The organism is Winogradskyella sp. HaHa_3_26 (genome assembly GCF_019278425.1).
GTDB classification, from domain to species: Bacteria; Bacteroidota; Bacteroidia; order Flavobacteriales; family Flavobacteriaceae; genus Winogradskyella; species Winogradskyella undariae.
On the sequence record NZ_CP058981.1, the window covers coordinates 2295576 to 2311495 of the forward strand.

General features: G+C 32.9%; 10 protein-coding genes. 9 read left to right on the forward strand and 1 reads right to left on the reverse strand.

Going from position 1 to position 15920, the window contains the following annotated elements; all coding sequences use genetic code 11:
• Positions 1-2121: a glycoside hydrolase family 97 protein gene (locus tag H0I32_RS09900; RefSeq protein ID WP_179313480.1), complete on the forward strand. Its 2121-nt coding sequence runs from the start codon at positions 1-3 to the stop codon at positions 2119-2121.
• A gap of 116 nt (positions 2122-2237) precedes the next feature.
• A complete protein-coding gene (locus H0I32_RS09905; protein WP_317166990.1) occupies positions 2238-4619 on the forward strand; it encodes a GAF domain-containing protein in 2382 nt (793 codons plus the stop codon).
• Here the strand turns inward: H0I32_RS09905 and H0I32_RS09910 are convergent.
• Entirely contained in the window at positions 4616-5878 is a 1263-nt protein-coding gene (locus tag H0I32_RS09910) for a Pycsar system effector family protein (protein WP_179313478.1), read from the reverse strand. The genes H0I32_RS09905 and H0I32_RS09910 overlap by 4 nt on opposite strands.
• 201 nt (positions 5879-6079) lie before the next feature.
• On the opposite strand from H0I32_RS09910, the gene H0I32_RS09915 reads away from it, so the two are divergent.
• From H0I32_RS09915 to H0I32_RS09945, 7 genes are all read left to right on the forward strand, one after another.
• Complete coding sequence (locus H0I32_RS09915) at positions 6080-7642, forward strand: protein adenylyltransferase SelO (protein WP_179313477.1); 1563 nt, start codon at positions 6080-6082, stop codon at positions 7640-7642.
• A gap of 28 nt (positions 7643-7670) precedes the next feature.
• The gene (locus tag H0I32_RS09920) at positions 7671-8396 is read left to right on the forward strand and encodes a flavodoxin family protein (protein ID WP_179313476.1); all 726 of its coding nucleotides are present in this window, start codon (positions 7671-7673) and stop codon (positions 8394-8396) included.
• A gap of 63 nt (positions 8397-8459) precedes the next feature.
• Positions 8460-8741 carry a DUF427 domain-containing protein gene (locus H0I32_RS09925; RefSeq protein WP_173586343.1) on the forward strand — a complete coding sequence of 94 codons (282 nt, stop codon included), beginning with the start codon at positions 8460-8462 and terminating at the stop codon, positions 8739-8741.
• Positions 8742-8750: 9 nt separating this feature from the next.
• The gene (locus H0I32_RS09930) at positions 8751-9968 is read left to right on the forward strand and encodes a bifunctional alpha/beta hydrolase/OsmC family protein (protein ID WP_179313475.1); all 1218 of its coding nucleotides are present in this window, start codon (positions 8751-8753) and stop codon (positions 9966-9968) included.
• Positions 9969-9986: 18 nt separating this feature from the next.
• Positions 9987-11144: an ergothioneine biosynthesis protein EgtB gene (egtB, locus tag H0I32_RS09935; RefSeq protein ID WP_179313620.1), complete on the forward strand. Its 1158-nt coding sequence runs from the start codon at positions 9987-9989 to the stop codon at positions 11142-11144.
• A gap of 53 nt (positions 11145-11197) precedes the next feature.
• The gene (locus H0I32_RS09940) at positions 11198-12139 is read left to right on the forward strand and encodes an L-histidine N(alpha)-methyltransferase (protein WP_173586345.1); all 942 of its coding nucleotides are present in this window, start codon (positions 11198-11200) and stop codon (positions 12137-12139) included.
• Positions 12140-12211: 72 nt separating this feature from the next.
• Positions 12212-15916 carry a metallophosphoesterase gene (locus H0I32_RS09945; RefSeq protein ID WP_179313474.1) on the forward strand — a complete coding sequence of 1235 codons (3705 nt, stop codon included), beginning with the start codon at positions 12212-12214 and terminating at the stop codon, positions 15914-15916.
• The last annotated feature ends 4 nt before the right edge of the window (positions 15917-15920 follow it).

Genomic DNA, 15920 nt, shown 5'->3' on the forward strand with positions numbered 1-15920 from the left:
ATGAAAATTAAATTCGCCATACTTCTAATAACTATTGGTTTTTTCTCTTGTTCTAAAACAGAAAAAACAATTTTAGAAGCTAAGTCGCCAAACTCAGAAGTTGCCATTAGTTTCAATATTAATAATGAAGGACAACCATTTTATACGGTTCAATTCAATAATAAAACGGTTGTTGATACCTCTTACTTAGGTTTCGAGTTTAAAGATGTTCCATCTTTTAATAAGAATTTTATAATTAAAAGCACGACAGCCTCAACGTTTAATGAAACATGGCAAATGCCTTGGGGAGAACAGTTAGATGTGGTAAACCATTATAACGAATTAAAGGTTGAGCTTCAAGAAAAAACAAGTCCAGAACGCTTTTTAAATATCGTATTTAAAGTCTATGATGATGGTATTGGTTTTAGATACGAATTCCCAAAGCAAGCACGATTAAAAGGTGATATTTTTATAACTGAAGAGCATACTGAATTTAATCTTACTGAAGATTACAAAACCTTTTGGATTCCTGGAGATTGGGATATTTACGAGCATTTGTATAATACTACTAAGTTATCTGAAATTGATGCTTTAAAATTAGCAAATCATGCTAATTTAGCACAAACGTATATTCCTGAAAATGCTGTAAATACACCGGTAACGATGGTTGGTAGCGATGGAACACATTTAAGTTTCCATGAAGCTTCTTTAGTGGATTATTCAGGTATGACTTTAAAAGTAGATACAGAAAATTTAAACTTAGTAAGTAATTTAGTAGGTTCTGAAAACACGGATTATAAGGTAAAACGTACCATGCCCTTTAATACGCCATGGAGAACGATTCAAATTGCAGATAATGCGCCAGATTTAATAGAATCGAAACTTATTGTAAATTTAAATGAACCTAATAAACTGGGTGACGTATCTTGGTTTAAGCCCATGAAATACACAGGTATTTGGTGGGAAATGCACTTGGGTAAATCATCTTGGGATTATGGGATGACGCAAGATATGAGTACATGGACTGACGGAGGGAAATCTAATGGAACACACGGTGCTAATACTGAAAACGTAAAACGATTTATTGATTTTTCCGCTAAAAATAACATGGGAGGTGTTTTAGTAGAAGGTTGGAATACCGGTTGGGAGCATTGGATTGGTTTTGAAGACCGCGAAGGTGTTTTTGACTTTGTAACCCCTTATCCGGATTACGATATAGATGAAGTAGTGCGTTACGGAAAGGAAAAAGGTGTAGATATTATTATGCATCACGAAACTTCTGCAGCAACGGAAACCTATACTAAACAACAAGATACTGCTTATGCATTGATGCAGAAATACGGCATGCATACCGTAAAATCTGGTTATGTTGGTAAGATTTTACCAAAAGGTGAATATCATCATGGACAATATATGGTGAATCATTATAATAACGCAGCAATTAAGGCCGCAAAATATGAGGTTGCTGTTAATGCGCACGAGCCTATAAAAGCAACAGGATTGCGTAGAACGTATCCAAATATTATATCGAGAGAAGGTTTAAGAGGGCAAGAATTTAACGCTTGGGCTACAGATGGCGGAAATCCACCAGAGCACTTACCAATTGTTGCTTTTACAAGAATGTTATCGGGACCGATAGATTTTACACCTGGTATTTTTAATATTAAATTTGATGAGTACAAAAAGGATAATCAAGTTAATACTACTATTGCTCAACAATTAGCATTGTATGTGGTGATTTATAGTCCGGTGCAAATGGCTGCCGATTTGGTAGAGCATTACGAAGCGAATCCAGAACCACTTCAGTTTATAAAAGATGTTGGAGTAGATTGGGAAACAACCAAAGTATTAAACGGAGAGGTTGGTGATTATGTTACTATTGCTAGAAAAGAAAGAGGAACAGGAAACTGGTTTGTTGGAGGAATTACAGATGAAAAAGCTAGAACTGTAGATTTAACATTCGATTTTTTAGGCGAGAATCAAGAGTATGAGGTTGTTATTTATAAAGATGGTGAAAATGCGCATTGGGATAATAATCCTTTAGATATTTCTATCGAAAAAATAGAGATTAAAAAAGATTCTAAATTAAGTGTGAAATTAGCTGAAGGAGGTGGTTTTGCTATCAGCTTAAAAAAGAAATAATAGCGGCTCTATTTGAGTTTAAATATTTGTTTTTACGTTAATTTTGCAGTGTAATAAATAGACCTAAGTTACGACTAAGATAATTATTCGTAACTTAGGTTAACATCAAAAATTAAGTGTTGGACATTAATAACCAAATAGAATCTCCTTTTAGCATTAAGGTTAGTTTTAATAAATTATTAGAAAAGTATGATGAATTAATTCATGCTGATAATGACTTTATTGTTGCTAATGCACAGCGTGTGCTTAAAATTGCCGAAAACAACCCTATATTAAGAGAGGGTTTTAGCAAGTTTTCTGTATTTAAAACTTATGAAAAGGAAATCGAAGGGATTCTTCAGGATACCTTTAATCCGTTACTAACTCAAAATGAAATTAAAACAGCAGCTTTGCCATTTTATAATTTCATATTTAATCCTTCCGAGCGTTTTAAATCCATTATAAAAGCAGCGGGGAATGATTATGAGTTAGAAATACAAAATATGCCTACAGAGCAGATGTATATTACGGCTTGTAGTATTGTATTAAACTTCTGTTATGGATACTCATTAAATTTTAAGCGTCCATTTTTTTATGAAATTCCTGATGAAAACGGTGTTATGCATTATTATAAAATTTTATATAATGCAGATTTTACAGAAATAAAACCAAAACCTGGTACGCCAAAAATAACTCAAGAAGATTACGATGAGTTATTAGATAACTTTGATAATATAGATCTTTGGAAGGAAAAATTTCCACCAAATAGTTATGAATTTGATGGTTTTATAATATCAAATATGTTTGATGTTACAGATGACCAATCGATCTCAAATATTAAATCGGGTTTAATTAAAGAAGTTAAAGGAGACGATAAAAATTTTTTCAATAATTTCCATGAAATATTTCGCTCACTTTTAGGCTTGAAATCTATTAAGGTCGGTTTTTCAATGTATAATAAAGAAACGGATACTTTTGAACGTCTTTATGGAGTAGGAGTAAATAGTTTTTTACTTAATGAATTAGATACAGCACAGTGTTCGGATACGCTTTGTGATTGGTCTTACAATAGACTACTTAATGAGAAGAAATATTTTTCTGTTTCAGATGTAAAAAAAGCATTGAAAAACACGGATTGTAACCCTCCTCATATTAAAGTTTTAGATAATCAAAATATACAAAGTGCCATTTTTGCACCCATAGCAAATGATGAGGGCTTAATGGGGATTTTAGAAATTGTTTCTAAAAAACCAAAAGTTTTAAATAGCATTAATGCAAATAAATTAGAGGACGTTATGCCGTTTATTGAGTCGGCTATTCAGCGTTCTAAAAATGAAGAGTCTAACTTAATTGAGGCGCTTATACAAAAGGAATGTACTTCTATTCATTCTAGTGTTCATTGGAAATTTGTTGAAGAAGCTAAACATTATATAAAATCAGAAAGGCTTTCAGATAAATCTCCTTCTTTTAGAAAAATTGCATTTAAAAATGTGTACCCGTTATACGGTCAGATTGATGTCAAAGGTTCTTCAACAGCTAGAAATACAGCGACACAGAAAGATTTGTTATTGCAATTAAAATTAGCTGATAAAGTTTTAGATAAGAGTATTGAGGTCAGTGATTTGCCTATTTATGAACAGATGAAATTTCAAATTGGTGAATTTGAAAATGGATTAAAAACCACTTTTAAAGTTTATAGTGAACATGAGGTTTCTGTTTTTTTAAGTGAGAAATTAAAACCTGTTTTTGAATTAATTAAGAAAACACAACCGTCACTGAAAGCTGATGTTGAATCTTATTTTAGTAAGATAGATAAGAATCTAAATGTCGTCTATTTTAACCGAAAACATTATGATGATACTGTAAAGTATATTAACAGAAATATGTCTTCATTGTTAGATCAGAAACAAATAGAGGCACAGAAGATGTATCCTCACTTTTTTGAACGTTTTAAAACGGATGGTGTAGAACATAATATGTATATAGGTGAGTCTATTACCAAGGAGGATAGTTTTGATATGATTTATCTCTACAATTTAAGACTGTGGCAATTGCAGGTTATGTGTGAGATGGAAAATGATTATTACCATAATCAAGATAAATATCCAATAGCTTTAGATGTTGCCTCAATGATTTTGGTGTTTAATCAGCCGTTATCGATTCGTTTTAGAATGGATGAAAAACGATTTGATGTTGATGGGACTTATAATGCGCGTTACGAAGTGGTTAAAAAGCGTGTAGATAAAGCTTTTGTTAAAGGAACACAAGAACGTATTACTCAAAAAGGGAAAATTACAATTTTCTATTCTCAAAAAGAAGATGAAGAAGAATATGTAAGATATATTAATTTCTTACAATCTAAACAGATATTGTCTGATGATTTAGAGTATATAGAAGTTGAAGATTTACAGGGTGTTACTGGTTTAAAAGCCTTGCGTGTTAGTTTGTTGTATAGTGGTTTAAATAATGATAAAGAGCATTACACTTATGATGATTTAATGGCTACGATAGAGTCTTAAAGGTGGGGGGGAATTTGAGAACTGTTAATATAAGTAGTTGATGAGGATTCTGGAATAATATCAACGATATCTAATGCAGGATTATTTTTTATAGCCACAGCAAACGAAATTAAGGACACAATAATGCCAATCATAAATACGGTATATGTCATTCTAAGTAATCTGTATTTTCGTTCTAAAACAATACCTAAAAAGTATAAATCTTTGGTTAGAGCTTTATAAATGTAGTCTTTGTCTTTTACCATTTCTCCAATAGCCCACTCAAATTCTTCTAATTTCATCTTATGAAAATTACCAAAGAAACTTAAGTTTACTTTCTGATCTATAACGTCTTGTTTTGTAAATTGTCCGCTAGTAACGTTTGGTCGTGTAGCAATGACAGATAAAATCATCGAAATAACGCAAAACAAGGTAAATATTACCGTTGGCCATGTTAAATATGGGTTGTTATCTAATTTAGAAATAAGATTGGCTAAGACTACAGAAATAATAATAGCATTTACAGATAATAAGATGTTAGCTTTTGTATCTGCTATATCACTTAACTTAATATGGTTTCTCAATGCTGTTCTATAGAACGTTTGTACACCACGCTCTGGACTTTCGTTTTTGTATTGCGTTTTGTACTTCGCTTTTAGCTTCTCTACGTTAAGTTTCTTTTTATGTTTTTTCTTCTTTTTAAGAAGTTTGGCTAAGTTTTCTTCCTTAACTGCTTGCCAGTTTTTTAAAGCATAATCGGTATAGTAATGATGTTTCTCAGTTAAAACTTTAATGTTTTCCTTTCTCCATTCAGATGGTGAAAAGTTTTTCTTTCCTTGTAATTCGAGTTCTTTTCTTAAAAACTCACTAGCTTCGTTAAAGTATGTTTTTCCAAAATGAGAGCCATCTGCATCTCTTAAAATCTTTTCAAGTTCGTTTTGGGGCTCAACGTTAATATTAGTTGCCATAATGCAGTTAGAGACTGCATTAATAATATTTTCGTCAACTTCTTTCTCTTTTAAAAAAATCGTAGCAATCTTAATGCTTTCCTTTTCATGTTCTTCACAACTTTTTACATAACCAGTGTCATGAAGCAAAGCGCTTAATTCTAAAATTAAGATTTCTTCTTCACTCAAAGAAGAATGCTCAATAATCTCCTTCGTACTTTTCAATACACGTTGTGTATGCGTATAATTATGATACAAAAAGGTATTAGGGAGCTCGTCTTTAAGTAAGTTAAAAACAAATTCTTGAGTTTCTTCAATTAGAGATTGTGACATTGGGTTAAATAATTTTTAAGAATCATGTGAAATTACAAAAAAGTTCTAAGACTTAACATTTTGTTTGCTATATGAGTTACAATCAAATCGTATTTTTATAAAAATTCAAATTTTGAAATGATCTGAGTTAATAGTCGACTTATATGCAGTAACATTTCAATATTATTTTACTGAATTTTACAAAGCGCAATATTTCCGTATATGAAATTAAATATAAAAGATTCTTTTAACAAAGAGCTACCTTCAGATCCTAATACTCAAAATTCTAGACGGCAGGTTTCTGGAGCTACACATTCTTATGTTGCTCCAAAAGTACCATCGCAACCAAAACTGCTTCATTTTTCAAAAGAGATGTTATTGAATATTGGGTTAGATGAATTTGATGTGAAATCAAAGAACTTTTTAGAAGTTTTTTCAGGTGCTAAAGTTTATCCAGAAACTAATCCCTACGCTATGGCTTATGCTGGTCATCAGTTTGGTAATTGGGCTGGGCAATTAGGGGATGGACGAGCAATTAATTTATTTGAAGTAGAACATCATCATAAACGTTGGGCGTTACAACTCAAAGGTTCTGGAGAAACACCGTATTCAAGGCAAGGTGACGGCTTTGCGGTTTTAAGATCTTCTATTCGTGAATATCTTTGTAGCGAAGCCATGCATTATTTAGGCGTGCCAACCACAAGAGCGTTAAGTTTAATGACCTCTGGTGATGCAGTTTTAAGAGATGTACTATATAATGGAAATGCAGATTATGAAAAAGGAGCCATTGTTTCTAGGTTAGCGCCAAGTTTTATTCGATTTGGGAATTTTGAATTATTCGCAGCAAGAAATGATATTAAAAATTTAAAAAAACTAACGGATTATACTATAAAATATTTTTATCCAGAATTGGGTAAGCCTTCAAAAGAAACGTATATCCAATTTTTTGAAGCCGTAACACAACGGACTTTAGATATGATTATCCATTGGCAGCGTGTCGGTTTTGTACACGGAGTTATGAATACCGATAATATGTCTATTTTAGGGTTAACGATAGATTATGGACCTTACGGCTGGTTAGAAGATTTTGATTTTGGTTGGACGCCAAATACTACAGATAAGCAAAATAAGCGTTACCGTTACGGAAATCAACCAAACATTGGGCTTTGGAATCTACTACAACTCGCCAATGCACTTTACCCACTTGTAGAAGAAGCAGAACCGATAGAGACTATTTTAAATCAATACCAAACTGATTTTGAAAAGCAATCGCTTCAAATGATGCGTTCTAAGTTAGGATTAAAATTTGAAGCTGAAAAGGATGCAAAATTAATGGCAGATCTTGAAGATTGTTTGCTTCTTACGGAAACAGATATGACTATTTTCTTCAGACAATTAGGTCATTATAAAAAAGGTGATGTTGAAAAAGGGATAGAAATTATACGTAAAGCATTTTATAAGTTAGAAGAAGTAAAAAGTAAAGTTCTAGACCAATGGAAAGTTTGGTTTAATGCTTACGACCAAAGATTGCAGAAGGAGGAAGCAACTGATGCCGAACGTCACCAAAAGATGAATGCTGTAAATCCTAAATATGTACTTCGTAATTATATGGCGCAATTAGCCATTGATAAAGCTGATGAAGGAGATTATAGTTTAATAGATGAATTATTTCAACTATTAAAAAAACCATACGATGAGCAACCCAAAAACGAAAAATGGTTTGCCAAACGACCAGAGTGGGCAAGACATAAAGTGGGTTGCTCAATGCTTTCATGTAGTTCTTAAAAAAATTAATAATTAAAAAAACAAAATAATGGATTTCTCGAAACTCAAAGTATTGTATATTAATTGCACGTTAAAAAAATCACCAGCTGTAAGCCATACAGAAAAGCTTATGCAAGTGTCACAGGATATTCTAAAAAAGGAAAAAGTTTCGTTTGAAACTATCCGATTTATAGATCGTGATGTTGCTGTTGGTGTTTATCCAGATATGACAGAGCATGGATGGGATAAAGATGAATGGCCAAGTATTTATAAAAAAGTAAGTGAGGCAGATGTTTTAATAGTGGGAACCCCAATCTGGTTAGGTGAAAAATCTTCTGAAGCTCAAAAATTAATTGAGCGTCTTTATGCAATGAGTGGAGAAACCAACGAAAAGGGCCAATATGTTTTTTACGGTAAAGTTGGTGGATGTATGGTAACAGGTAATGAAGATGGGGTAAAACATTGTGCAATGGGTATATTGTATGCTTTACAACATGTTGGCTATTCTATTCCGCCGCAGGCCGATTCTGGATGGATTGGTGAAGTTGGTCCTGGGCCTAGTTATGGTGATACAAAATGGAAGGATAAATCCATTAATCCACCTGTAGGTTTTGATTCGGAATTTACAAATAGAAACACGACCTTTATGACTTACAATCTATTACACTTGGCAAAATTATTAAAGGAAAACAAAGGTTACAGTAATTATGGTAACTCTCGAGAAGCTTGGGATAGTGGGACGCATTGGTCTTTCGAAAATCCTGAATACAGATAGAAATTACGTGTGCATAAATAGGGTAATATAAAAGTCCTTATTAGGTATTAAAAAACAACAAAGATGAAAGCAATTTGGAATAATAAAGTCATAGCAGAAAGTAATAAAACGATAGTTATTGAAAAAAACCACTATTTTCCTCACGAGAGTATCAATAAAGAATTTTTCAAAACGAGTGAAATACACTCCGTATGCCCTTGGAAAGGAACTGCTTCTTATTACACCATAGAAGTGGATGGAAAACAAAATAAAGATGCAGCTTGGTTTTATCCAGAGGTATCAGAATTGGCAAAAGGGATTAAAAATCATGTGGCTTTTTGGCGCGGTGTGCAAATTGAAGATTAAAATTAGGTAATGAAAAGTACAAAGCTTAAAATACAAAATAGAAAAGGTCTAACTCTAAATGCTAATTTAGAATTACCAGCCAATCAGAAACCAAATTACTACGCCATTTTTGCACATTGTTTTACTTGTAGTAGCAGTTTAAAAGCTGTTAGAAATGTGAGTAGAGCATTAACGCAAAATGGATTCGCGGTTCTGCGTTTCGATTTTACAGGACTAGGAAGAAGTGAAGGCGAATTTGCCGATAGTCATTTCTCTGCAAATGTAGAGGACTTGTTAGACGTACATAGTTATATGTCTCAACATTATCAAGCACCAAGTTTACTTGTTGGTCATTCTCTTGGAGGTGCAGCAGTATTGGTAGCGGCTTCAGAAATAGAAGCTGTAAAAGCAGTTGCCACCGTTGGAGCACCAGCTACAGTAGATCATGTAAAACATTTATTTTCTCATCAGGTTGAAGAATCGGAAGAAAAGGGAGATGTTAAAGTTAATATTGGAGGACGCCCTTTTGTTATTAATCAAGACTTTGTTGAAGAGTTTGATAAAACAGATTTACCAGCACTTGTAAAAACACTGCGTAAACCTTTGTTAATAATGCATTCGCCTTTTGATAAAACAGTAGGTATAGCAAATGCAGAGCAGTTATATAAAAATGCACATCACCCTAAAAGCTTTGTCTCATTAGATAATGCAGATCATTTATTAACTAAAGAAGAGGATAGTCAGTATGTTGGTGAAATTATAGGGACTTGGGCAAAACGATATTTCCCTAAGGTGGAAAATGTAATGCTCGATACCGAAGGAGATCAATTAGTTGGGCATCTTAATATTGTAGAAGATAATTTTACCACTTCTATTCAAACTAAAAATCATACGCTAATTGCAGACGAACCAGCAAGTGTTGGTGGTAAGGATTTTGGACCTTCACCATACGAATACCTAAATGCTGCATTAGCTGCATGTACGGTGATGACTTTAAAAATGTATGCCGAACGAAAAAAGTGGGATTTAAAAGAGGTTTATGTTTACATATCGCACTCTAGAAAACATAGTGACGACTTAAATCTTGTTTTAGAAAAGCCTAAGTACTTAGATCATATTAGTAAAAAGCTAAAATTTATAGGAGATATAAGTGAAGAACAATCCCAACGATTAAAAGAAATAGCATCGCGTTGTCCAGTACATAAAACGATTGCTAGCGAAGTTATTTTTGAAACAGAAATCCTATAAATTATACACGTGCAAGCTATAACCACCAACACCATAACATCCGAACGATTTCTAGAAATAAGACAACAAACGGAACAAATTTGTAGTTCGCTTGAGCCCGAAGATGTTTCTATTCAACCAGCCGATTTTGTGTCGCCACCAAAATGGCACTTAGCACATACCACCTGGTTTTTTGAACAATTTATACTGTCTGATTTTTGTTCAGATTACAAGATTTTTCATGAAGATTATGCCTATTATTTTAATAGTTATTACAATAATGTAGGAAAACGTGTTTTGAGAGCAGAACGAGGTTTAATGACTAGACCTACATTACAATCGGTTTTAGAATATAGAGCTTATGTAAATGAGCACTTAGCACAATTTATAGCGAAAGGAATATCAGAAGAAATTTCAAATATTATTGAAATTGGCCTTCAGCACGAGCAACAACACCAAGAATTATTAATTTATGATATTAAATATATTTTTGGTAATCAACCTTCATTTCCAAAATTGGATTACACAATTCAATTACAGGTAGAAACACAAACACAAACATTTATTCCAATCAAAGAAGGCGTTTATGAAATTGGACATAATAACGATGGCTTTTGTTTTGATAACGAGTTAGGAAGGCATAAAGTGTATCTTCATGAGTATCAAATTTCCAACCGATTGGTTACTAATGCAGAATATATTCAATTTATAGAAGCAGGTGGTTATAACGATTTTAATCTTTGGCATGCGGAAGGCTGGGATTTTGTTCAAAATAATAAACTCAAAGCACCCTTGTATTGGCATTATGTAGAAGAGAAATGGATGCAATATACACTTAACGGTTTTGTAGAAGTTGATGGTAATTTACCGGTAAGTCACGTTACATTTTATGAAGCTTTTGCTTATGCACAATGGAAAGGTATGCGTTTGCCTACGGAATTTGAATGGGAAGTGGCTTCCGTTCAATTTAAATATGGTCAGCTTTGGGAATGGACCAATAGTGCTTATTTACCGTATCCTAATTACACCAAAGTAGATGGTGCTTTAGGAGAGTATAACGGTAAATTTATGGTGAATCAAATGGTTTTGCGTGGCGCCTCAGTAGCAACATCTAAAAATCATAGCCGAGCTACTTATCGCAACTTTTTTCAAGCAAACTTACGCTGGCAATTTTCAGGAATCAGACTTGCCAAATAAACACAATCATTATACAAAGAACTTTAGATCCGTTTTAAACTTTAAACTTTTTTATGACTAATACATTTGCACAAGATATCCTTGAAGGCTTAACCGCAGAGGAAAAACATTTACCTTCAAAATATTTTTATGACGATAATGGTAGTCGCATATTTCAAGATATAATGAATATGCCAGAATATTATCTCACTAACGCTGAATTTGAGATTTTATCCATGCAATGTCAGCAAATTACAGAGGCTTTACAGTTTTCTACACCGTTTAATATTTTAGAATTAGGAGCAGGAGATGGCTTAAAAACCTTCAAGCTTTTAGAATATTTAGTAGCTAATAATATCGATTTTAATTATTTGCCTATTGATATTTCTAAAGAGGCCATGGATATATTAGAAAAGCGCTTAAAAGAACGTTTGCCAGGTATTAGTATTAAGCCACAGGTAGGTGATTATTTTGAGATTTTAAAAGAAAATAAACAAAGTGAACATCCTAGTCTATTATTGTTTTTAGGCGGTAATATTGGAAATTATCTTGAAGATAAAGCTAAAGAATTGGTTCAGCTTTTTAATAAAAACATGAAAAAGGGAGATAAGCTTTTAATTGGTTTCGATTTAAAGAAAAATCCGATCACTATTCATGATGCTTACTTTGATAAACATGGAATAACCAAAAGATTTAATCTTAATTTACTAATAAGAATCAATAGAGAATTAGACGCCGATTTTAAAATTGATGATTTCGATTTTTATGCACATTACAATCCTTTAACAGGTGATGTAAAAAGTTATATTGTTAGCCTTAGAGAACAAACGGTACAGCTCAAAGCTATAAATAAAACGATTACCTTTGGTTACAATGAGTTAATATGGACAGAGCTATCAAAAAAATATGCACTCAATGAAATTGAAAAATTAGCAGGTGCTACTAATTTTGATGTCAAATCTAATTTCTTAGATTGTAAACATTACTTTACAGATAGTCTTTGGGAGAAAGTATAAAGACTAAAATTCATTGTATAACAGTCAAGTTCTTCCATAAAAATAGCATTATTTTGTGATTTACTTTAAAATATGAGAAAACAATACACACTACTTGTTATACTTTTTACTTTGTTTTTTAATGCTTGTGCGACTTACGAAGCGCAGTATAAAGAAGAAAAATTAAAAGTAAATAAATCACCAGAAAAGGAAGTTGATAGACGATTTTACTTAATAGGTGATGCTGGTTTAGTGGATAATGGTGGCATGTCTAGTGCCTTGTCTGCCTTCAAAAATTATATTTCAACAAAGGAAACAAAAGACGATGTTGCTCTTTTTTTAGGTGATAATATTTATCCTGTAGGCTTGCCAGATAAAGATGATTCAGATAGAGCAGAGGCAGAACAGGCTTTAGATGTACAAATTAATGCGGTAAAAGATTTTGAAGGAGAGGTCTTATTTATTCCCGGAAATCACGATTGGTATTCAAACGGACTAAAAGGGCTAAAACGTCAAGAGAAATATATTGAAGATGCCTTAGGTAAAAACACATTTCAACCAGAAAATGGTTGCCCAATTGAGGATATTGATATAGGAGATAATATAAAGCTTATTGTGGTAGATACACAGTGGTATTTAGAAAATTGGAATAACAATCCTACTATAAATGATAAGTGTGAAATAAAGACCAGAGATCGTTTTTTTGAAGAATTAGAAGGCGAAATTAAAAAAGCTCAAAATAAAACAACCATTATAGCCATGCACCATCCAATGCATACCAATGGAGTTCATGGTGGTTATTATGGTGCAAAAAAACACCTTTATCCAACGCAAGGTAATGTGCCATTGCCAATTTTAGCAACTCTTATTACACAAGTAAGGACGCAAGGTGGTGTTTCAATTCAAGATCGTTATAATGAACGTTACAACGAGTTAATGAAACGTATTGAAACGCTGACGTTCGATAAAGAAAATATTGTGTTTGTTTCTGGTCACGAGCATACACTTCAATATCTCGAAAATGAAAATATAAAACAAATTGTATCAGGGTCGGGGTCTAAAGACGGTGCAGCAGCTTTAGGGACAAAAGGGTTATTTAGTTACGGTGGGCAAGGTTTTGCAGAACTTGTGGTTTATAAAGACGGCAGTTCTTGGGTTAAGTTTTTTAGTGTAGAAAATGACAATCCAAAACTTGTTTTTGAACATGAAATAATAGGTGTTAAAGAACCTTACGATGTTTCTAATTTACCCGATACATTTCCAAATGAAATTAGTGTTTCTGTTTATGATGAAGAAGAGACGGATAGAACAGGTTTTTTTAAATCCGTTTGGGGGGATCATTACAGAGAAGTCTACAGTACTAAAATAAAAGCGAAAGTAGCCACATTAGATACTCTATACGGTGGCTTAGAGATTGTGCGTAAAGGTGGTGGGCACCAAACAAGGTCTTTACGTCTAAAGACTAAAGATGGTAGAGAATTAAATATGCGAGCATTAAAGAAAAGTGCCACGCAATACTTGCAGACGGTTCTATTTAAAGAGAATTACATTCAAGATGATTTTGAACGCACACAAGTAGAAGGTTTAGTTTTAGATTTCTATACAGCAGCACACCCTTATGCTTTTACTGTGGTGCCAGATTTATCAGATGCAGCAGAGGTCTACCATACCAATCCAAGACTTTTCTTTATACCTAAGCATAAATATTTAGGTGATTTTAATGAAGAATATGGGGATGAGCTCTATATGATTGAAGAGCGACCTGAAGAAAATTATACAGATGAACGTAATTTTGGTTATGCAGATGATATTGAAAGTACGCATGATATTATTGAAAAAGTAAGAGAGGATGAAGAATATAAAATTGATGAGAACGCATTTATAAGAGCACGTTTATTTGATATGTTAATTGGTGATTGGGATAGGCATCAAGATCAGTGGCGTTGGGCACAATTCGATCAGCCAAATGGAGACAAATTATACAGACCAATTCCGAGAGACCGAGATCAAGTGTTTTCTAATTTTGATGGAGCCTTATTAGATGTCGCTCGTGTGGTTGCAGGTGCAGCTAACCAACTTCAGATTTATGATGATAAATTAGAGAATATAAAATGGATGAATAACGCTGGTATAAAACTAGATCGTACTTTAATCCAACAATCAGGAAAAGAAGAATGGTTAGAGCATGCTAAATTTCTTCAAGAGCATATTACGGATGAGGTGATAGAAAAAGCATTTTCTAAAATTCCTAAAGAAGTTCAAGATGAAACCTTAGAGGATATTAAGAAAAATTTAAAAGGACGTCGCAAAAATCTTGTAGATATAGCGACTAGATATTACGAATACCTGAATGAATTAGTCATTTTAACAGGAACAGATAAAGATGATTATATAGAGGTGATTCGTCAAGGGAATAAAGAAACTCGTGTTATTATATCTAGAATTAAAGACGGTGAAAAAGCAGATGTTATTGTTGATAAGGTTTTAAATAAAGCTGTTACAAAAGAACTGTGGATTTACGGGTTAGATGATAAAGATGTTTTTGAAGTTACAGGAAAAGGAAGTCATAAGATCTTTACACGGCTAATTGGCGGTCAAGAAAACGATACATATAAAATCAAATCGGGGAGTAAAATAAAGATTTACGATCACGAAAGTAAAAAGAATACAATTGAAGAAAAGGGCGGAGCTGCTGTAAGATTAACAGATATTTATAATCTTAATTTATTCGATTTTAACAAAAATATTTTAAATCAGCGTGTTACAACTCCAGCTATAGGTTATAATCCAGATGATGGTATGTCTCTTGGTATATCTCATGTAATTACTAAAAACGGTTTTCAACGCAATCCATTTTCTAGTCAACATAGATTTAATGGGGGTTATTTCTTTGCAACGGAAGGGTTTTCTTTAAACTATGATGGAGAGTTTTCTAATATCTTTGGTAATTGGAATTTACAAGTTGGAGGGCAATTTACTTCAGAAAATTACACTAATAATTTCTTTGGTTATGGAAACGAAACTGTAAATCTTGAAGATGATTTAGATCGCGATTATAACCGTGTAAAAACAAGTATCATTCAGGCCTATGCAGGGATTTCTAAAAAAGGTGATTTTGGTAGTGATTACGGAGTAAAAGCAATATTTGAAGGCATAGAATTAGAAGCCACAGATAATCGATTTATTACAGATTTTATACCAGATGCTACATCAGAATTTTATGAGAGACAATATTTTGGTGGTTTAGAGGGACAATTTAATTATAAGAGTTTTGATTCTGAAATAAATCCAACACGAGGAATGAAATTCATGATCAATGCAGGGGCTAAGACCGAATTAGAAGATACTAATAATACATATGGCTATATTAATGCAAATCTAGGTTTTTACAATGCGTTATCTGAAGATAGAAAATTGGTTTTAAAAACAGATGTAAGAAGTCAATTTAGAATTGGTAATGATATGGTTTTTTATCAAGCCGCAAATATTGGTGGAGATACAGGTTTACGTGGTTATAGAACAGAGCGTTTTACCGGAAAAAAATCTTTTGTAAGTAGTGCAGATTTAAGATATAGCTTCAATTCGTTTAGAACGAGCGTAACGCCATTACAAATTGGTGTTTTTGGAGGGTTTGATGTTGGTAGAGTTTGGTTAAAAAATGATGTCTCAGATAAATGGCACAATGATTACGGAGGTGGTTTTTGGATTACTGCAGCAGAATCACTTTCAGGAACATTTAATTTATTTAGCGGAGAAGATGGTCTTCGATTTTCATTTGGCTTAGGTCTTAGTTTTTAAAAAC

Coding starts and splice junctions, on each gene's coding strand:
- H0I32_RS09900 (WP_179313480.1), top strand. CDS start 1: ATGAAAATTAAATTCGCCATACTTCTAATAACTATTGGTTTTTTCTCT.
- H0I32_RS09925 (WP_173586343.1), top strand. CDS start 8,460: ATGAAAGCAATTTGGAATAATAAAGTCATAGCAGAAAGTAATAAAACG.
- H0I32_RS09920 (WP_179313476.1), top strand. CDS start 7,671: ATGGATTTCTCGAAACTCAAAGTATTGTATATTAATTGCACGTTAAAA.
- H0I32_RS09910 (WP_179313478.1), bottom strand. CDS start 5,878: ATGTCACAATCTCTAATTGAAGAAACTCAAGAATTTGTTTTTAACTTA.
- H0I32_RS09915 (WP_179313477.1), top strand. CDS start 6,080: ATGAAATTAAATATAAAAGATTCTTTTAACAAAGAGCTACCTTCAGAT.
- H0I32_RS09940 (WP_173586345.1), top strand. CDS start 11,198: ATGACTAATACATTTGCACAAGATATCCTTGAAGGCTTAACCGCAGAG.
- H0I32_RS09930 (WP_179313475.1), top strand. CDS start 8,751: ATGAAAAGTACAAAGCTTAAAATACAAAATAGAAAAGGTCTAACTCTA.
- H0I32_RS09945 (WP_179313474.1), top strand. CDS start 12,212: ATGAGAAAACAATACACACTACTTGTTATACTTTTTACTTTGTTTTTT.